This window comes from Streptomyces sp. NPDC002690 (genome assembly GCF_053592415.1).
Genome location: NZ_JBSFVR010000131.1, coordinates 1 through 19,020 on the forward strand (window position 1 = coordinate 1; position 19,020 = coordinate 19,020).

The 19,020-nt window shown below is 70.1% G+C and carries 12 protein-coding genes; 3 read left to right on the forward strand and 9 right to left on the reverse strand.

What is annotated here, in order from left to right; all coding sequences use genetic code 11:
* Window positions 1-275: 275 nt before the first annotated feature.
* On the reverse strand, window positions 276-1,313 hold the full coding sequence (locus ACWD3D_RS18095; RefSeq protein WP_451461834.1) for a LacI family DNA-binding transcriptional regulator: 1,038 nt from the start codon (window positions 1,311-1,313) through the stop codon (window positions 276-278).
* A gap of 463 nt (window positions 1,314-1,776) precedes the next feature.
* Here ACWD3D_RS18095 and araD point away from each other — a divergent pair, with 463 nt between their 5' ends.
* The gene (gene araD, locus ACWD3D_RS18100) at window positions 1,777-2,496 is read left to right on the forward strand and encodes an L-ribulose-5-phosphate 4-epimerase AraD (RefSeq protein WP_451461835.1); all 720 of its coding nucleotides are present in this window, start codon (window positions 1,777-1,779) and stop codon (window positions 2,494-2,496) included.
* A gap of 139 nt (window positions 2,497-2,635) precedes the next feature.
* Here the strand turns inward: araD and ACWD3D_RS18105 are convergent, their stop codons facing one another.
* The 6 genes from ACWD3D_RS18105 to ACWD3D_RS18130 form a co-directional block, all read right to left on the reverse strand.
* The gene (locus ACWD3D_RS18105) at window positions 2,636-4,042 is read right to left on the reverse strand and encodes a glycoside hydrolase family 43 protein (RefSeq protein ID WP_451461836.1); all 1,407 of its coding nucleotides are present in this window, start codon (window positions 4,040-4,042) and stop codon (window positions 2,636-2,638) included.
* Between the two features lie 407 nt (window positions 4,043-4,449).
* The gene (locus tag ACWD3D_RS18110) at window positions 4,450-5,571 is read right to left on the reverse strand and encodes an aldose epimerase family protein (protein ID WP_451461837.1); all 1,122 of its coding nucleotides are present in this window, start codon (window positions 5,569-5,571) and stop codon (window positions 4,450-4,452) included.
* 67 nt (window positions 5,572-5,638) lie between these two features.
* Complete coding sequence (yjfF, locus tag ACWD3D_RS18115; protein WP_451461838.1) at window positions 5,639-6,664, reverse strand: galactofuranose ABC transporter, permease protein YjfF; 1,026 nt, start codon at window positions 6,662-6,664, stop codon at window positions 5,639-5,641.
* The gene (locus ACWD3D_RS18120; protein ID WP_451461839.1) at window positions 6,661-7,761 is read right to left on the reverse strand and encodes an ABC transporter permease; all 1,101 of its coding nucleotides are present in this window, start codon (window positions 7,759-7,761) and stop codon (window positions 6,661-6,663) included. Before ACWD3D_RS18120 ends, yjfF begins: the two co-directional genes overlap by 4 nt.
* Window positions 7,758-9,317, reverse strand: a complete 1,560-nt coding sequence (locus tag ACWD3D_RS18125) for a sugar ABC transporter ATP-binding protein (RefSeq protein ID WP_451461840.1) — start codon at window positions 9,315-9,317, stop codon at window positions 7,758-7,760. Before ACWD3D_RS18125 ends, ACWD3D_RS18120 begins: the two co-directional genes overlap by 4 nt.
* Window positions 9,318-9,474: 157 nt before the next feature.
* Window positions 9,475-10,470, reverse strand: a complete 996-nt coding sequence (locus ACWD3D_RS18130) for an ABC transporter substrate-binding protein (RefSeq protein WP_451461841.1) — start codon at window positions 10,468-10,470, stop codon at window positions 9,475-9,477.
* A 672-nt stretch (window positions 10,471-11,142) separates the two neighbouring features.
* On the opposite strand from ACWD3D_RS18130, the gene ACWD3D_RS18135 reads away from it, so the two are divergent.
* Window positions 11,143-12,789, forward strand: a complete 1,647-nt coding sequence (locus ACWD3D_RS18135; RefSeq protein WP_451461845.1) for a ribulokinase — start codon at window positions 11,143-11,145, stop codon at window positions 12,787-12,789.
* A gap of 53 nt (window positions 12,790-12,842) precedes the next feature.
* Window positions 12,843-14,354 carry an L-arabinose isomerase gene (gene araA / locus ACWD3D_RS18140; RefSeq protein ID WP_451461842.1) on the forward strand — a complete coding sequence of 504 codons (1,512 nt, stop codon included), beginning with the start codon at window positions 12,843-12,845 and terminating at the stop codon, window positions 14,352-14,354.
* Between the two features lie 66 nt (window positions 14,355-14,420).
* Here araA and ACWD3D_RS18145 read toward each other — a convergent pair whose 3' ends face one another.
* Together ACWD3D_RS18145 and ACWD3D_RS18150 are read right to left on the reverse strand one after the other, a co-directional pair.
* On the reverse strand, window positions 14,421-15,920 hold the full coding sequence (locus tag ACWD3D_RS18145; protein WP_451461843.1) for a peptide ligase PGM1-related protein: 1,500 nt from the start codon (window positions 15,918-15,920) through the stop codon (window positions 14,421-14,423).
* Between the two features lie 908 nt (window positions 15,921-16,828).
* Window positions 16,829-18,349 carry a glycosyl hydrolase family 18 protein gene (locus ACWD3D_RS18150; RefSeq protein WP_451461844.1) on the reverse strand — a complete coding sequence of 507 codons (1,521 nt, stop codon included), beginning with the start codon at window positions 18,347-18,349 and terminating at the stop codon, window positions 16,829-16,831.
* Window positions 18,350-19,020: the final 671 nt, after the last annotated feature.

The following is a 19,020-nucleotide window of genomic DNA, read 5'->3' on the forward strand; positions in this document are numbered from 1 at the left end:
CCGGCGTTGCCGGGACGGCCGGTCGTGCCGCCCGGGAAGGCGCCCGCGCCGGTGGGGACCCGTGGGTGGCGGCACGTGGGCGGGGACGGACGCCCGGGTCGGTGCTACGAGCGGCTGCTGGGACGGAACGCGCATCCGTCGCTGCCGAAGAAGCTTCCGACGCTCCGCAGCCGGGGCCCCTTCCCTCCGTCACGGACGGCGGCTTTCGGCGGGAACGCCTCGCGCGGCCACCGTCCGCCGTCAGGCGCGGGGTGACGACGAGCGGCCGCGCCCGGTCACGTACCGCTCTGGCGCTCCGTCGGCCGGGCCCCCTGCCGGCGTGCGGTGCTGGCACGCACGATGAGTTCCGGTGCGACGGTGAGGTGTGCCGTGCCGGTGGCGGTTCCCTCGATGTGCTCCAGCAGCAGTGCGATGCTGTTGCGGCCGAGCGCGGCGAAGTCCTGGCGGACCGTCGTGAGCGGCGGGGGGAAGAACTCCGCCTCCGGGATGTCGTCGAACCCGGCCACCGCCACGTCCTGGGGCGTCTGGAAACCCGCCTCCCGCAGGGCGCGCAGCACTCCGAGGGCCATCTGGTCGTTGGCCACGAAGACCGCGGTGAGCCCGGGACCCTGCGGTGAGGAGGCGACACGCCCGGCGAGCTGCTGTCCCGCCCGGTACCCGGACATCGGGCTCCAGTCGCCGCGCAGCGGCGTCGGGATCTCGGCGCCCGCTTCGCGGAGCGCACCCTCCCAGCCGGCGGTCCGGGCCTCGCTCTCCAGCCAGTCGCGGGGTCCGGCGACGTGCCAGACGGTGGAGTGGCCGGAGGCGAGCAGGTGCTCGGTGATCATGCGGGCCCCGAGCTCCTGGTCGAGCGAGACGCCCGGCAGGTCGAGGTCGTGGCCGCCCTCCACGGTCACCACGGGGCAAGGAGCCTGGAGCGTGGTGAGCGCGCGCACCGCGTCGCGCTGCGGCGTGATGGCGATGATCCCCTCCACGCCCCATGCGCTGAGGTGCTCCATCGCCTCGGTCAGCGCCGCCCGGCTGGCCACCCGCAGGGTGACGGCCGAGACGAGATATCCCCGGTCGCGTGCCGCCTCCTGCACGCCGGCGAGGGTGCTCGCCGGCCCGTGGAGCGTGGTGTTGACGGCGATGACGCCGAGTGTGTGGGTGCGCCGGGTCGCGAGCGCGCGGGCCGCCGAGTTGCGGCGGTAGCCGAGCCGTTCGATGGCCTCGGTCACCTGGGTGCGGGTCTTGACGCTCACGTTCGGGTGCTCGCTGAGTACCCGCGAGACGGTCTGGTGCGACACGCCTGCCACGCGTGCCACGTCCGCCATCGTGGGTGCTCTCGAGGCATCTGCGGGCCGGGGCAAATCCGTTTCCTCTCTGTGGAGACCGGAGCGTGGGGGGAGGGACGTCGACCTCAAGGTACCTGTCCTGTGCAGGTGTACGAAGGCCGCTGTGGCGGAGCGTCGTTCCCGGGTGAGTGCGCGCTCACATCGTGCCCCTTCCCGAGCGCCAAGATCCTTGCCAGTTGCGGCCAGGGGCTTGAGTTCGAGTCATGTTAGCGCTCACAATCTAGCTGCGTCAGTACGCGTGACGTCATGAAGCGCGGACGTCATGAAACTCGGACGTCGCGGTGCTCGACTTCGAGGCGTGCCGGTGTACCGGCACCGCGGTGCCCGGCGGGGCGCGGGACGTGTGGGGCCGGGACGGCCCCTCCGTGTGTTCCGGTCCGTTCCGGGGAGCGGTTGCTGTCGTCCTTGTCAGAGAACGGTCCAGAGAGACGGTGAACGCGTCATGAGCGAGACCACACTCCGCGCACTGCGCACTGAGGTGCTGGCCGCCAACCTGAGGATTCCCCAGGCCGGGCTGGCAACACTGACCTGGGGAAACGTCAGTGCGGTGGACCGTGAGTCGGGGGTCTTCGTCATCAAGCCGTCCGGCGTCTCCTACGCCGAACTCACCGAACGGGACCTGGTGGTGGTCTCGCTCGACGACGGCGGTGTGGTGGAGGGGCGGCTGCGGCCGTCCACCGACACCGAGACCCACCGCTGTCTCTACCGGGCGTTCCCGTCCATCGGCGGAGTGACGCACACGCACTCGGAACACGCCGTCGCCTTCGCCCAGGCGCGCGTGCCCATACCCGTACTCGGCACGACCCACGCCGACACCTTCAACGGGCCCGTCCCCGTCACCTCGGACCTCACCGCCGAACAGTGCGCCGAGGACTACGAGTACAACACCGGCCAGGTCATCGTCACCATGCTGGAGGGCGACGACCGACGCGCCCGCGAGGTGCCGGGCGCGCTCGTCTCGCGCCACGGTCCGTTCACCTGGGGAGCCACCGCGACCGAATCGCTGGAGAACGCGATCATCTGCGAGGCGGTGGCCAAGATGGCGCTGCACACGCTCGCCCTGCGGCCGGCCGGCGCCGGGGCGACACCTCCGCCGCAGCATCTGCTGGACCGCCACTTCACCCGCAAGCACGGGCCGGACGCCTACTACGGCAACCCCTGATCCTCGCGCGCGGGGTTCACCCGGGGAGAGCCGGCGGTTCGTGACGGTCATGGTCTCCCTGGAGGTGGTCGGGCGGGGGAGTACGGGCGTCCCGGTCCGCTCCGGTGCGACACGCCGCGCCGGAGCGGACCGGCAGGTCTCAGCTGGTGACCAGGAAGGTCGCGTCCTGCCGGTCGGTGGCCGGGGACGACGACGTGAGCGGGTCGATGCGCAACTGGTAGTCGCTGTGGCGGAGGTAGCGGGTGGGGTAGTTGTACGAGCGGTAGGAGACTGCCGAGGCGTCACCCAGCCCCGCGGTGGGGTAGAAGGTCGCGTCGGCGGCGAAGGTCGCGCTCTTGTCGTTGGTGTTCAGCACGATCGAGTAGGCGCTGTGCCGGAGGAACTGCCCGGGATGGTTGACCGACTCGAAGGAGACCCCGGAGCCGTCGGCGAGGCCGGCCACGATCTTCCACTGGGAGTCCGCGTACGGGTCGAACGGATAGGCGTCGATCCGGCCCGCGAAGTTGCTGTGCCGTACGTACCGGTCGGGGTAGTTGTACGACTTCAGCCGGTTCCAGGAGGGCGTCCCCCAGGCGGACTTCATGCCGTTCAGCTCGGCGGTGGTGATCGGTGTGATGCCCGCGTGCTTGGAGTTGAGCGGCTGGGTGTACGCGCGCTGGTCGACCGGGGTCCAGTTGCCGGCCGCGAGATCGCCGGTCTGCCAGGCGTAGAAGACCCCGTTGGGGGTGTACGTGTCGCCCCAGAGGTACCAGGTATTGCCGGAGAGCGACTTGACCAGCACCGGAGCCTCGGTACCACCGTGGGCGACCGGCCCGGTGTAGGTGGCGCTGTTGAAGGAACCCGGATCGAGGGACGTGGACTTGGCCCCGTAGAGCTCGTTGCCGCGCTTGTAGTAGAGGTAGTTCGTGCCGTTCACGTTGGTCACGACGTCCGCGTCGATGATGCCGAACCCGGGGTCGAAGTAGGTCTGGGCGGCGGACAGCGTGACGAAATCCGTGGTGTACGTCGCCATGATGACGTCACGGGTGCCGTTGTTCGCGGAGTAGATGATGGCGTACTGCTGGCGCGAGGCGTCCCAGAACGCCTCCGGGGCCCAGGCGTGGGTGGCGGCCAGGGAATGCACCTTCAGGCGGCGGTAGTTGGTGAAGGACCGCAGATCGGTGGAGTCCCAGGCGTGGATGTACTGGTTGGTCTCGCTCCAGTTCGTGCCGTTGAGGTCGGTGGCGAGGACGGTGAAGGTGCCGTCCTGCTTGCGCAGGATGAAGGGGTCGCGCAGACCCTTCGTGCCGGCCGTGGGGGTGACGACCGGGGCGTTCTGGTTGAGCGGGGTCCACTGCAGGCCGTCCGGGCTCACCGCCAGGTGCAGCCCGTAGTTGTTGCCGGCGCCCTGGTTGGACTCGGTGAAGTACGCCATCGCGTACCCGCCGTAGACCGGTGCGGCCTGGGCGCGGGGGGCGGGCAGAAGCACGAGCGCGGCCATCAGCAGGCCGATCAGCCCGGGTACGACCCCGAGCGCGCGTAAGGGGGAACGTCGAAGGAGGGACATGGTGGCCCTTCGGATCGTGGTGCGGGGCGGGTGGCGTGGAGCCGTACTCGCGGCGCCGAACCGTGGAGGGAGCGTCCGGGGCCGCCGCGTCGGGGGACGGCGGGTGCTCCTGGCGGCGGGGGGCTCCGGTCGCGACGGCGCACGAGCGTCATCGCGTCGGGCCGGCGGGGCGCCGGAACGGGCGTGCGTCAAGGAGTGTTAACGCTAACAATGTACATGTCAATAGGGTGTGTCGTGGGGGAGTGGAGAGCGGAAGGCGGGTGAGTGTGCAGGTCGCGGCGGGTACGCCGAAGGCCCGGCGCGCCTCGGGGTGTCCCGTGAAGCGCGCCGGGTGCGGCCGTGGCGGCGTGCCGGTGCGGCCGTTCGGTGCGATCGTCGGCGGGCGCGACGCTGAGGGCGGGCCCGGGTCACTCCTCCGTGACGGAGAAACGCAGCACGGTCCTGGAGTGGTAGACCTCGCCGGGCCGTACGAGGGTGCTGGGGTCGTCGGTACGGTTGGGGGAGTCCGGGAAGTGCTGGGTCTCCAGCGCCACCCCCGCGTGCCGTCCGTACGCGCGTCCGCTCTTGCCGGTGATCTCGCCGGCGAGGAGGTTGCCGGTGTATACCTGCAATCCCGGTTCGCTGGTGTGCAGCTCCAAGCGCCGACCGGAGGCCGGTGCGTGGAGTACTGCGGCACTGCGCGGAAGCGCGGACGGAGTCTTCCCGAGCACCCAATTGTGATCGAAACCGCCACCTCCCAGGCGCAGTTGCTCGTCTTCCTCGGCGAACACCGCTGAAAGGGGGCGGGGCTGACGCAGATCGAACGGGGTCCCCTCGACCGGCCGGTGGGGGCCGCTCGGGATCAGCGCCGCGTCGACGGGTGTCCAGCGAGACGCGTGGATCTGGAGTTCGTGCCCGAGCACGTCACCGCTGCCCTCTCCCTCCAGGTTCCAGTAGGTGTGGTTGGTGAGGTTGACGACCGTCGGAGCGTCACTCACCGCGTGGTAGTCGAAGGTCAGGGCGTTGTCCCGGTCCAGCGTGCAGGTGAGCCGGACGCTCAGGGCGCCCGGGAAGCCCTGGTCGCCGTCGGGACTGAGCAGGAAGAGCCGTACGCCGGTGCGGTCGGCGGAGTGGACCGGTTCGGCACGCCACACCCGGCGGTCGAAGCCGTCGGGGCCGCCGTGCAGGGAGTGGCCGGTGTCCTGGGTGTCGAGCTGCCGGACCACACCGTCCACCACGAGCCGGCCGCCGGCGATCCGGTTGGCGTAACGGCCCACCGTCGCACCGAAGTAGGAAGCCGGCCCGCGCACCGTCGGTGCGTCCGTACCCGCGAGCACCACGTCGGCGAATCGCCCCCGCCGGTCCGGGAGCAGCAGCGAGTGCAGCCGGGCACCGAGGGTGTGGACCTCCGCCCGGGCCTGCCCGGGGAAGCCGAACACCCAGCGGTCGCCGGTCCCGGTGTCGGGCAGTCGGTACGGGCGGCCGGACGGGTCCGGACGCTCGTCGGACGCCTGCGGCGGGGCGGCCGGTGACTCGGTCGGGTGGTGCATACGTGTGTCCCTCGGTGTCGGTTCGGTGGTCCGGGCCGAAGGGCCCGGGGGGTGGCGGTCCGCCGGGTCAGTCCGTGGGTTTCCGGTTCCCGCCCAGGAGCCGCTGGAGCACGATGAAGACGAAGAGCAGGGCGCCGATCACGATCCGGGTCCACCAGGAGCTCAGCGTGCCCTGGAAGTTGATGACCGTCTGGATCATGCCGAGGACCAGGACGCCGAGCGCGGTGCCCAGGACGAAGCCGGAGCCACCGGTCAGCAGGGTGCCGCCGATCACCGTCGCCGCGATGGCGTCGAGCTCCATGCCGACCGCGTGCAGCGCGTAGCCGGAGAGCATGTAGAACGTCAGCAGGACACCGCCGAGCGCGGAGCACAGCCCGCTCACCGCGTACACGGCCACTTTGGTGGGGCCCACGGGCAGCCCCATCAGCCGCGCCGAGGTCTCGTTGCCGCCGAGGGCGTGGACGTTGCGGCCGAAGCGGGTGTGGTGCAGCGCCACGAAGGCCGCGGCGAGCACGACCAGCGCGATGACCACGGCGGGCGAGACGAACAGCCCTCCGGGCATCACCAGCCGGGTCTGGGCGATGGTGACCGTCGTGGGGTCGCTGATGGAGATGGACTCGGTGCTGATCGTGTAGCAGAGGCCGCGCGCCAGGAACATGCCGGCCAGCGTCACGATGAAGGGCTGGATCTCGAAGGTGTGGATGACCCACCCCATCAGGGCCCCGCCGCCCGCGCCCACCAGCAGGACCAGCGGAATGACGGCGAACAGGGGCCACCCCTGCCGCTCCACCAGCCAGGCGGTGAGCATGGTCGACAGCGCCACCACCGACCCCACCGACAGATCGATGCCGCCGGTCAGGATGACGAAGGTGACACCGATGGCCACCACCAGCAGGAAGCTGTTGTCGATCAGCAGGTTCAGCAGCACCTGGGTGGAGAAGAACCCGTCGTACCGCGCCGAACCGACGGCGAACATCGCCACCAGGAGCACCGAGGTGACCACCAGCGGGACGCGGGTGCGTGCGCGGGGGGAGAGAGGGGCGCGGAACGGCCGCGCGAGGGTGTCGGCGACACCCGCGATGCCGGTGCTCATGTACGTACCTCCTGCGGGAGCGGGCTGTCGTCCGTCGCGGCGTTCTGTCGGGAGGCTGCCGGTTTCCGGCGGCTCAGGACCTTCGCCCGGAAGACGGGCGACTGGATCAGGCAGACCGCGATCACGACGAAGGCCTTGAAGACCAGCGTCGTCTCGGGCGGGACACCCAGGGTGTAGACCGTGGTGGAGAGGGTCTGGATGATCAGGGCACCGAGCACCGTCCCGCCGAGCGAGAACCGGCCGCCGGTCAGCGCGGTACCGCCGATGACCACCGCGAGGATCGCGTCCAGCTCGATCCAGAGGCCAGCGTTGTTGCCGTCCGCGCTGGACACGTTGGAACTGATCATCAGTCCGGCCACGGCGGCGCACAGGGCGCAGAAGACGTACACCACCGTGAGCAGGCCCGCAGCCCGGATGCCGACCAGCCGGCTGGCGGCCGGGTTGCCGCCCACCGACTCGATCAGCAGCCCCAGGGCGCTGCGCCGGGTCACCAGCGAGGTGAGGACCACGATCACCGCCGCCAGCAGGACGGCGAAGGGGAACATCAGCCAGTAGCCGCCGCCGATCATCTTGTACGGGCTGCTGGTGACGGTGATGATCTGGCCGTCCGACACCAGCTGGGCGATGCCCCGGCCGGCGACCATGAGGATCAGCGTGGCCACGATGGGCTGCACGCCCAGACGCGAGACCAGCGTGCCGTTGACCAGGCCGAGCACGACCGCGCCGCCCAGGGCGACCGCGACCGCCCCGAGCACGGTGGAGACGCTGCCGGGACGCGACGAGCCCGCGATGTGCTCGCAGGCCAGCGCACCGGCGATGGCGACCGTGGAGCCGACCGAGAGATCGATGCCGCGGGTCGCGATGACGAGTGTCATACCCAGCGACACCAGGACGAGCGGGGCGCCGAACTGGAGGATGTCGATCAGGCTGCCGTAGAGGTGGTCGCCCCGGACGTGGATGGCGAAGAAGTCGTGGGTGAAGGCGAGATTGCCGAGCAGCAGGGCCGCCAGGACGGCCGACGGCCAGAACAGCCGGTGGCGCAGCAGTCGTTGTCCGACGCCGCCGGCCGACGGGCCCTTGGCGGGGTGCGGGGTCATGAGTCCTCTCCGGTGGCGATGGTGGCCAGAACGCGTTCGGGGGTGACGGTCTCGTCGTTGGTCAGGGTGGCGACCATGCGGTGGTCCCGCAGCACCCCGATGCGGTGGCTCAGGCGCAGGACCTCCTCCAGCTCCGCCGAGATGAACAGCACCGCTGTGCCCTGGGCGGAGAGCTTGGCGACGAGCTTCTGGATCTCGGCCTTGGCCCCGATGTCGATGCCGCGGGTCGGCTCGTCCAGGATCAGCAGCTTGGGATCGGTCAGCAGCCAGCGCGCGAGCAGCACCTTCTGCTGGTTGCCGCCGCTGAGGTGCCGTACCTGCGCCTCGGGGTCGGTGGGGCGGATGTCCAGCGCGGAGATCCAGTGCCGCGTCAGTTCGTCCTGCCTGGCCCGCGAGATCGGCCTGGTCCAGCCGCGCGCGGCCTGCATCGCCAGCACGATGTTCTCGCGCACGGTGAGTTCGCCCACCAGCCCCTCGGACTTGCGGTTCTCGGAGCAGAAGGCGATTTTGCGGGCGATGGCGGCCCGGGGGGTGCGCAGCGAAGCCGCCTCGCCCTGGATCCGCAGCTCCCCGGTGTCCGCGCTGTCGGCGCCGAAGAGCAGCCGCGCGGCTTCCGTACGGCCCGAGCCCAGGAGCCCCGCGAGGCCGATCACCTCGCCGGGCCGGATGTCGAGGTCGTAGGGCTCGATGTAGCCGGTCCGGCCCAACTGCCGTGCCTGGAGATAGGGTTCCTCGGCCGCGCGCTCCTCGGCCTCCTCGTGCGCGGCCTCCGAGAGCTCGTCCAGGGTGGCCAGTTCGCCGCCGATCATGCGCTGTACCAGGGAGACGTGGGTGAGTTCACCGATGGGGTACTCACCTTCGAGCCGGCCGTTGCGCAGGACGGTGACCCGGTCACAGATCTCGAAGACCTGGTCGAGGAAGTGCGTCACGAAAAGGATGGCCACCCCGCGGTCGCGCAGCCGGCGCACCAGGGTGAAGAGCTGGGCGACCTCCTCGCGGTCGAGGCTGGAGGTGGGCTCGTCCAGGACGAGTACCTTCGCCGAGACGTCGACCGCCCGGACGATGGCCACCAGTTGCTGCACCGCGAGGGAGTGCGAGTCCAGTGGCCCGGTGACATCGAGATCGAGCTCCAGTTCCGCCAGGAGCTCACCGGCCCGTCGCCGCAGCGCGGACCAGTGGATCAGGCCGAATCTGCGCGGTTCGCGTCCGATGAGGATGTTCTCCGCCACCGAGAGGTTGGAGCAGAGGTTCACCTCTTGGTAGACGGTGCTGATCCCGGCGTTCTGCGCCTGGAGCGGATCGCCGAACTCCCGGGCCCCACCGTCGACGAGGATGGTGCCACCGTCCGCGGGATGCACGCCGGTGAGCACCTTGATCAGGGTGGACTTGCCGGCGCCGTTCTCCCCCATCAGGGCATGGACCTCACCCGGGTAGAGCCGCAGGCCGACCCCGTCCAGGGCCAGCACCCCGGGGAACTCCTTCCGGATGCCGTGGGCTTCGAGAACCGGCCGAGGGCGGTCGGTGGGGTTCGTCTCAAGGGTGGGTGGGGCTGCCATCCGCCCTCCTCTCGTCGGTGTGGCCGAAGGGACCGCGGGCCGGCGGCTCGTCGCGTACGCTCGCCGGCTCGGTCCGGTGGTCCTGCGGGTGCTGCCGGCCGGGCCCGGTGCGCCTCGGTGGGTTTCGGTACTCGCGGGCCGGCCGGCCTCGGGTACGTCAGTACTGGCGGGTCGGCAGGGCTGCCGCGGCCTTGTCCTGCGGGAAGACGCCTTCCACGGTCTCGACGCGTGCCGGGACGCTCTCGCCGGCCGCGACCTTCTTCGCGAGTTCCATCAGCTGGTCGCCGAGGAGGGGGTTGCACTCCACGACGACATTGATCTTGCCCTCGGTCATGGCGGTGAAGGCGTCCTTGATGCCGTCCACCGAAATGATCTTGATGTCGGTACCCGGCTTCTTGCCCGCCTCCTCGATGGCCTGGATCGCACCCAGGGCCATGTCGTCGTTGTGGGCGTACAGCACGTCGATGTCCTTCTGGGACTTGAGGAAGGCCTGCATGACCTCCTTGCCCTTGGCACGGGTGAAGTCACCGGTCTGGGAAGCGACGATCTTGAACTTCGGGTCGGACTTGATGACGTCTCCGAAGCCGGCCTTGCGGTCGTTGGCCGGAGCCGAACCGGTGGTCCCCTGGAGCTCGACGATGTTGACGGGGTCCGTCTCGTTCTTGTACTCGGCGGTCAGCCACTCGCCGGCCGACTTGCCCTCCTTGATGAAGTCCGAGCCCAGGAAGGTCTTGTAGAGCGAGGTGTCCTGCGAGTCGACGGCCCGGTCGGTGAGGATCACCGGGATGCCCGCGTCCTTCGCCTCCTTGAGCACGGTGTCCCAGCCGGACTCCACCACCGGCGAGAAGGCGATGACGTCCACCTTCTGCTGGATGAAGGTGCGGATCGCCTTGATCTGGTTCTCCTGCTTCTGCTGCGCGTCGGAGAACTTCAGGGTGACACCGGCCTTCTTGGCCGCGTCCTGGACGGACTTGGTGTTGGCGGTACGCCATCCGCTTTCCGCGCCCACCTGGGCGAAGCCGAGGACGAGCTTGCCGTCGGACTTGTTCCCGCCGGAACCGCCGCCGGCCGGAGTCGTCTCGGTGGAGCATGCGGTCATCGTCGACGCGGCGAGGATGCCGACGGCGAGGGCGTAGGCGATTCTGCGGGCCATGGTGGTGTGTCCTCTCGGAGGGATGTCGTCGCTGCCGACGTGAAGCGATCCGGTACGCCGCACAGGGAGCCGGACCGGCCGAAGACGGTGCGGGGATTCCGGCACGGCCGAAAGCCCGGGTGGTGACGGCGGGAGGTTCATGGGGTGCGCCGCGAGCAGTGTGAGCGCTAACACTGCGGTATCTCAAGCCCTGTGCGCGAGTTACCTATTTGTGACACGGCGGCGCATGGTGGGTGGGGCCGGGGGAGGGGGAGGGGCTGCCGTGGCGGTCCCGAGATCCGTACGCGGGAAGGGCAAGTTCCGTTTGCCGCAGTGGGGTTGTGGGCCGCTCGCGGGGTGGCCGCCCGGTTTTCCGGCGCCCGGCACCTCCTCGGGTGATCGCGCCGTCGGGATGCGAGGGTGCGAGGGCGTCGCGCTGTGCGTCCGGAGCCGGCTGAGCCGAAGGGGTTGAGGTGGAACGCGAAAGGTGAAGCGGCCGCACTGCTCTTGATTTCACAATTGTTAGCGTTCACACTTTTGGCTGTCGGCGGTCCCGCTCATTCGGCTCCGCGCCGCACAGTCGCTGGTGGGCCGCCTGTCGACCACCTTTCCCGAAGGGCAATCCTGGTGACTTCCCATCCGTCCCGTACGCCGTACGACCCGTCAGGTCCGGCGGGCGCCGAGCAGTACACCGTGGGCGTCGACTTCGGCACGCTGTCCGGACGCGCCGTCGTCGTCCGGGTGCGCGACGGTGAGGAACTCGCCTCCGCCGTGCACGAGTACACCCACGGCGTGATCGACCGTCGACTTCCCGGGAGCCAGACCTCCCTTCCCCCCGACTGGGCGCTGCAGCATCCGGAGGACTGGTGCGACGTACTCCGCTCGGCCGTGCCCGCCGCGGTGCGGGCGGCCGGCATCGATCCCCGCGCCGTCGTCGGGATCGCCACCGACTTCACGGCGTGCACGGTGCTGCCGACCCTGGCCGACGGCACCCCGCTCGCCGCGACAGGGCTCTCCGGCAGCCCGCACGCCTGGCCCAAACTCTGGAAACACCACGCCGCGCAGGACCAGGCCGACCGGATCAACGCGCTCGCCCACGAAAGGGGCGAGAAGTGGATCACCCGCTACGGCGGAAAAATCTCCGCGGAGTGGCAGTTCGCCAAGGCCCTCCAAGTGCTGGAGGAGGACCCTGAGGTCTACGCCCGGTGCGCCCGCTGGATCGAGGCGTCCGACTGGATCGTGTGGCAGCTCACCGGAAGCGAGTCCCGCAACGCCTGCGCAGCCGGGTACAAGGGCATCCACCAGGACGGCTCCTATCCCACCGAGGAGTACCTCGCCGCCCTGCACCCGGACTTCGCGGACTTCGCGCGCACCCGTCTGGAGTTCCCGCTGGCGGCACTCGGCTCACGCGTCGGTTCGCTGACCGCCCGGGCGGCGGAGTGGACCGGCCTGCCCGAGGGGATCGCCGTCGCCGCGGGCAACGTCGACGCGCACGTCGCGGCCGCCGCCGCCCAGGCGGTGGAGAACGGCCGGCTGCTGGCCATCATGGGCACCTCCAGCTGCCACGTGGTCAACGGTCCCGCCCTCGCCGACGTGCCCGGTATCTGCGGAGTCGTCAACGGCGGGATCGTCGAGGGCGCGTACGGCTACGAGGCGGGCCAGAGTGCGGTCGGCGACATCTTCGGCTGGGCCATCGGCCAGGGAGTCCCCGCCGACTACGCCGCCGAAGCCGCCTCCCGGGGCGAGAACCTGCACGAACTGCTGACCCGCAAGGCCGCCGCCCAGCCGGTCGGCGGCCACGGGCTGGTGGCCCTGGACTGGATGAACGGCAACCGGTCCGTCCTGGTCGACCACCACCTCTCCGGCATCCTCGTCGGACTCACCCTGACCACCCGCCCCGAGGACGTCTACCGGGCGCTGCTCGAAGCCACCGCCTTCGGCACCCGGGTCATCGTCGAGACACTGGAATCCGGCGGAGTGCCGGTGGACGAGTTCATCGTCACCGGAGGGCTCAAGAAGAACACCCTGCTCATGCAGATCTACGCCGACGTGCTGCGCCGCCCCGTCTCGCTCGCCGCCTCCGAACAGGGCCCGGCCCTCGGCTCCGCCATCCACGCGGCCGTCGCCGCCGGAGCCCACCCCGACGTCCGCACCGCGACCGCCGCCATGGGCAGACTCCACCGGAACGTCTACCTCCCCGACCCCGGCCGCGCCGACGCCTACGACGCGCTCTTCGCCGAATACCGCCTGCTCCACGACCACTTCGGCGTCCGGGACGGCCTCCTCCACCGCCTGCGCCGCATCCGCAACCACGCACTCACCAGCACCCCGGCCGACTGACCCGCCGGACGACCGCCACCCGACCCGCCACACTTCACCCACCGGGAGTCCCCGTGTCCAGCCAGGCCCCCTCCGCACGCGAAATATGGTTCCTCACCGGCAGCCAAGGCCTCTACGGAGAGGAGACGCTCCGACAGGTGGCCGAACAGTCCGGCGCCATCGCCGCGGCCCTCGCCGACTCCGCCGAGATGCCCGCCCGGATCGTCTGGAAGCCCGTTCTGACGGACAGCTCCGCGATCCGCAAGATCTGCCTGGACGCCAACACCGACGAGCGGTGCGTCGGACTGATCGCCTGGATGCACACCTTCTCACCGGCGAAGATGTGGATCTCCGGCCTGGACGCCCTGCGCAAGCCGCTGCTGCACCTGCACACCCAGTCGAACGTGGCCCTGCCCTGGGCCACCATCGACATGGACTTCATGAACCTCAACCAAGCCGCCCACGGAGACCGGGAGTTCGGGTACATCCAGTCCCGGGTCGGTGTCGCCCGCAAGACCGTGGCGGGACACGTCACCGATCCGGTGACCAGCGCCAGGATCGCCGCATGGGCGAGGGCCGCGACCGGACGCGCCGAACTTTCCACCCTCAAGGTCGCCCGTTTCGGCGACAACATGCGCGACGTCGCCGTCACCGAAGGCGACAAGGTCGACGCCCAGCTCCGCTTCGGGGTCTCCGTCAACACCTACGGAGTCAACGACCTCGTCGCCCACGTCGACGCCGCCACCGACGCGGAGGTCGGCGGACTCGTCAAGGAGTACGAGGACACCTACCGCCTGGCCGCCCCGCTGCGGGCCGGCGGCGAACGCCACGAGTCACTGCGTTACGCGGCACGCATCGAGGCCGGCCTGCGCACCTTCCTCGTCGACGGCGGGTTCGGCGCCTTCACCACCAACTTCGAGGACCTCGGCGGGCTCCGGCAGCTGCCCGGCATCGCCGTACAGCGGCTCATGGCCGACGGATACGGATTCGGCGGTGAGGGCGACTGGAAGACGGCCGTCCTGCTGCGCACCCTCAAGACGGCTGCCGACGGCCTGCCCGGCGGCACCTCCTTCATGGAGGACTACACCTACGACCTCTCGCCCGGCAACGAACTCATCCTCGGCGCCCACATGCTGGAGGTCTGCCCGACCCTCGCGGACCAGGTCCCGAGCTGCGAGATCCACCCGCTCGGCATCGGAGGCCGGGAGGACCCGGTCCGCCTGGTCTTCGACGCGGCGGCGGGCCCGGCGGTCGTCGTCGGGCTGACCGACCTGGGCGACCGCTTCCGGCTCGTCGCCAACGAGATCGACGTGGTCGCCCCCACCGAACCGCTGCCCGCGCTGCCCGTGGCCCGCGCCGTATGGCGCCCCCGCCCCAGCCTGCGGACCTCCACGGAGACCTGGCTCACCGCCGGAGGCCCGCACCACACGGTGCTCACCACCGCCCTCGGGGCGGAACACCTGGACGACCTGGCCGAGATGCTGCGTACCGAGCTCGTGCTCATCGACGAGTCGACCACGCCACGGCAGTTCGCCCGCGAACTGCGCTGGAACCAGGCCTACCACCGGCTCGCCGGCGGTCTGTGACCCACGCGCGGGGCCGGATACCGGGGAGTGGACGGCCGGGCGGGCCGGTCACTCCCCGGGCCGTGCTCAGCGGCCCGGCGGTGTCAACCGGTCGACGAGATCGCGGAGTTCCCGCATCATGGATGCAGCTTGCGCACGGTTCCGGGCGATGCACAGTGCGCCGAACTTGCCGAATTCCGTGACCGGGCTCATCAGATGGAGAACCACGCCGGTCCTGCGGACGGGGTCGTAGCCGATCGGTGAACCGGTCACGGCCTCGATGAGCTGGGCCGGGCGCAGCCCCCGGTAACGGCGTTCCATGATGACGTCCGACGCCTCGTAGACGTACTCCACGCCGTCCACCTCGAAGCGTCCGTCCGGGGTCGGCTCCACGCCGAGCAGACCCGCCGCCATGGTGAAGGGGTGCTTGGTCGCGGTGGCGCGCAGATTGATCTCGCAGCCCAGCAGACGCCATCCGTCGCCGGACCGGGTGGCGAGGAAGTCCACCCCGTAGTCACCGCTGCCGACGCCGCGCTCCCGCAGTACCTCGCCCACCCGCAGCCCGTGGTCGATGAGCTGCCGGCGGTAGTCGGGATCGGCGGGGAAGGTGCACCCGTGATAGGTCTGCCCGTCGTCCGCGAGGACCTGGTCGTGGGTGGACACCGCCTCCACGGTCCCTTGTCCGGTCAGGCGCCCCTGGAAGCTCGGGCTGAGCAGCGGCACTTGGGTGATCATCTCTTCGGCGATCACCCCGTCGTCCTTCATCAGGGTCACGTACTCGTGCCAGGTGAGCTTGGGGTCCATGAGTACTGCCCCGGGCAACGCGCGTGCCACCCGCGCCTCGGTGCTTTCCCCTGGCGAGTCGATGCCGTCCTCCAGCGTGAGCAGCGCGTTGCCGAGACCCCCGCCGAACGCCGTGCTGTCCAGCTTCAGCACCAGCTCGCGCACCCCGGTCGCAGCCAGCCCGGCGACCGCCGAGGCGAGTGTTCCGGGGTCGTGACACACCCCGCTGCCGGGCGGTACGGGAATTCCGGCGGCGGCGAAGATCTGCCGGCCGGAGTGCTTGGTGCCCAGCGGGATGTGGGCCGACAAGGGCTGGGTACCCGGCAGGTCCAGAGCGCGGGCCAGCTCTTCCAGCGGCTTCGACGGTTCGAAGTAGCTCAGCCGTACGTCCGCTCCGGCGCTGCGGTGCAACTCGGCGAACTCGCGTAACTCGGAGCGCACTTCGGCGGCACGCGGGTTGACGGGATCGAGCACCTTGGTGCTGAGCCAGCGGGTCGTGGAGTCGTCCAGCGGCAGCACCGTCACGAGCTCGCGCAGCTGCCGCAGGCTCTCCACGTCCGCCGTGTGCGCACCGCCCAGGAGCAGGCCGAGGTAGTAGCCCACCTGCTCCTCGCCGTCGATCACGCTCGGCGCGGTGACGTAGAGGAGGTGCCCGCCGGCGCGGCAGACCGTGGTGACGATCGCGGGGCCCAGCAGCCGTTCGGGGAAGTACGTCGCGCCGGTCAGTCGCTCCAGCACCTCCGGGCCGCACTCCCGGCTCTCGATGTGGATGCGGGCCGTGGGGCGTCGATGCGTTTCAGTCACAGCGTCCTCGAAGCTACGGGTGCCGGATGGGACCGTGCCGGAAAGGGCACAGGGTGAAGCGACAACTCGTGAGCCCGCGTCGGGGTCACGGTCTGCCGCAGTGGCGAGGGCGCGGGGACGGCTTGTGGCCGGGGCGGGTGTCCGTGCTGTCGTCCCGGTCGCGCGATGCGTCGCGATCAGGATGAATGGGCGCGTGTCCATATGCTGAGAAGCCTCCACGGAATTCGTCGCGGGAAGATCGCGCTGCCCGGTGAAGCCGGTGACGGAAACTCTCTGTCCGTTGATCGAATGGAGCGAATGTCCGGAATCAATTCCCGGCGGATGCGTGAAATCCATGGGATCTGTTTCGCGACATCCGGGCGTGCCGTCGCGAATACTCCGGCCCGGGTGCGGCCGGCGTTGGTCGGCGCGTCGCTCGTCCGTGTCGCTCGTCCTTAGGTCGTCAGCCTTTCGTGGCGCCCGGAAACGGGACCGGAGCGGATCACGCCGGCAGGGCGGAGAAGCGGGACGGGAGGAGGGGGAGGAGAACCGGCACGGGAACGTGAACGATGGTTCTGTGATTGCTTCGTCCCGTCCGCGGAACGGAGGAAACAACCATTCAACCTTGCCTCAGGCCCCCATCGTGTACAAGACCGCTTTTCCGCCGACCTTTTCCTCGGGCGCTCCTGAGAAATGTCGGCCGCCGTGCGGCGGGACGGCCTTCGGGGACGTCGGGTTCGCCGGGTGCGATTCGCGGCCCCGGCACAACGAGAACAGGGCCGGCAGACGTGCTGCCGGCCCTGTCGGACCTGTTCGTGTGCTCTTTGGGAGTTCAGGAAGATCCAGGAAGTTCAGGAAGTGTCATGAACCGAGGATCTCGGGTCCCAGGAGCTCAGGAGCGGCGGAGGACCGCCGGTCGCCCGTCGGCCTCAGCAGGCGCCGAGGTCGACCCAGACGCCCCACTGGCCCGTGGTGCCGGGGACCTCGCCCTGCGTCCACCACTGGGCCTTCCAGGTGTGGCCCTGGTACGAGACGGTCTGGCCGCCGGTGTAGATGGACGCCGCGGCCCACGGGGTGGCCGTGCACGTCGTCGTACCGCCGGTGATCTTGAGGGAGTAGGTCGCGGTGTGGCTCCCGGAGGCGCCCGTGCCGGTCACGCTGATCGTGTACGTACCCGAAGCGGCGGCCGACGTCGTCGCCAGGGTGAGCGTCGAACTGCCGCCCGCCGTCACGGAGGTGGGGCTGAGCGAGGCGGTGACACCTGCCGGTGCACCGGTGACCTTGAGGCTCACCGCCTGCGCCGAGCCCGCCGTCACCGCCGTCTTCACCGAACTGGTGACCGAGCCGCCGGCGGCCACCGAGCCGGAGGCCGGTGTCGCGGTCAGCGAGAAGTCGTTGGCCGGGGTCGTGGTGGTGCCACCGGTGAAGGGCGAGAAGATGTGCGAGAAGTCCCAGGTGTTCTGCTGGATGCCGGAGCAGCCGTCCGCGGCGGCGCCGCCCGGGCAGCTCCCGTTGTCACGCTGGAGCGCCCAGAAGGACAGGAAGTTGATGCCCTTCGAGACCGCCCAGTTGTAGACCTGGGTGGCGTTGGCGAGGGTGAAGGTCTCCGCCGGACCGAAGTCGTCCACCCCCGGCATCTCGGTGATGCCGACCATCCCCCACAGCTGGGCCGAGGTCTTGGACGGGTAGAGGGCCGCGAGCTGGTTGACGAGACCCTGGGCCGCGGTCTGGGTGTCGTTCGCCATGTTGTGGGTGGCGTTGTCGTAGTAGTCGAACGTCATGAGGTTCGCGACGTCGACGCGCGCGCCGTTGCTCACCGCGTTCTGCAGGACGGCGAGCGCGTTGGACTCCAGGCCCGAGGTGGTGGTCGGCAGGGTGTAGGAGATCTCGACCTTGCGCCCGTTGGCGGCGGCCCAGTCCTGGAGAATCTTGATGGCCTTGTTGCGGCGGTCGATGCCCGCGGTGTTGCCCAGTGAGTCGACCTCGATGTCCATGTCGAGGCGGGTCACGTCGTACGTGGTGACGACCTTCTCGTAGGCCGCCGCGATCTGGTTGACGTCGGTGCAGCTCTCCGCGATCTCGGTGCCCGTGGTGTCGGCCGCGTATCCACCGAACGAGGGGATGACGTCGCCGCCGTTGGCCTGCATCGTCTTGATGTCGGTGCCGAACGAGGACGCTGCGATCGGCATCCCGGTGTCCCCGCTCCAGTACGGCGTACAGGAACCGGGCGTGGCGGTCTGGAGGAACGCCATGGTGAGGTGCTTGGTGCCCGACTGCGCTGCCAGCGCGGCGGGGCTTTCACCGGTCCAGGTCTCGAAGAAGGGGGCGAAGACATGGGAGGGGAGAGGCGTCGCCGCCTGGGCCGGCCCCCCGATCAGCGTGAGTCCGGCGGCGGCGACCGCCGTGACCGTGGCGGTGACGACCGTGCGGAGCGAGCGCGTGAGTCTCATGGGTGTCCCAGCTGTGGAGGAGGGGCAAGAACCGCCGACTGCCTTCCGGTAGTGGCATGGTGCATGGAATCGGCGGTGACCGAGGCACGTCAATGGTCTGGACCAAGCGGGAAGTGGACCAATTCCGTTCGGGCTGATCTCTTCGCTGGTGGCGGGTGCGCGGTGGACTGGACCACTCGGTCGCGTTTTTACCGGCTCTTGAGCAACCGGAGCGCTGTCCGCGCTCTTTGCGGATCGGTTGGTGCGGCGTCGGGCGCGGTGGGTCGCAAGTCGGGGGAGCTCGTCCGTGTACGGGACGGGCGCGGACGCTCCGGCGTCGCGGCGAGGTGTCGAGGCTGTCCTGGAATTCGGGAGAACCTTCAGGCCATGGGCTGGCGTGTTCGGTACTCGTGTGTCCGTTCCGGCCACAGCGGGTGATGGTGTTGGAAGAGTGCGGAGGGGCGGGGTGGGGAGGTGTGGCGGGATGCCGTCGGGAACCGGCCCCGGCGGCCGGAGCGCACCGCGACCCGTGAGGTCGTCGAGGCTTCCGGAGCCCTCCGGGACGGATGAGCGCACACGCAGAACGGCTGACGCGGAAAGGGTGCGGAGGACCGTTCTTCTGGGACCTTGAGCGCCGGGCTCCGGGCGGGTGGCACGCCGGTGGCGCGCCGGCCCGCGGGCCCCAACCGCGG

Coding starts and splice junctions, on each gene's coding strand:
- ACWD3D_RS18130 (WP_451461841.1), bottom strand. CDS start 10,470: ATGGCCCGCAGAATCGCCTACGCCCTCGCCGTCGGCATCCTCGCCGCG.
- araD (WP_451461835.1), top strand. CDS start 1,777: ATGAGCGAGACCACACTCCGCGCACTGCGCACTGAGGTGCTGGCCGCC.
- ACWD3D_RS18095 (WP_451461834.1), bottom strand. CDS start 1,313: ATGGCGGACGTGGCACGCGTGGCAGGCGTGTCGCACCAGACCGTCTCG.
- ACWD3D_RS18120 (WP_451461839.1), bottom strand. CDS start 7,761: ATGACCCCGCACCCCGCCAAGGGCCCGTCGGCCGGCGGCGTCGGACAA.
- ACWD3D_RS18110 (WP_451461837.1), bottom strand. CDS start 5,571: ATGCACCACCCGACCGAGTCACCGGCCGCCCCGCCGCAGGCGTCCGAC.
- ACWD3D_RS18150 (WP_451461844.1), bottom strand. CDS start 18,349: ATGAGACTCACGCGCTCGCTCCGCACGGTCGTCACCGCCACGGTCACG.
- ACWD3D_RS18125 (WP_451461840.1), bottom strand. CDS start 9,317: ATGGCAGCCCCACCCACCCTTGAGACGAACCCCACCGACCGCCCTCGG.
- ACWD3D_RS18105 (WP_451461836.1), bottom strand. CDS start 4,042: ATGTCCCTCCTTCGACGTTCCCCCTTACGCGCGCTCGGGGTCGTACCC.
- yjfF (WP_451461838.1), bottom strand. CDS start 6,664: ATGAGCACCGGCATCGCGGGTGTCGCCGACACCCTCGCGCGGCCGTTC.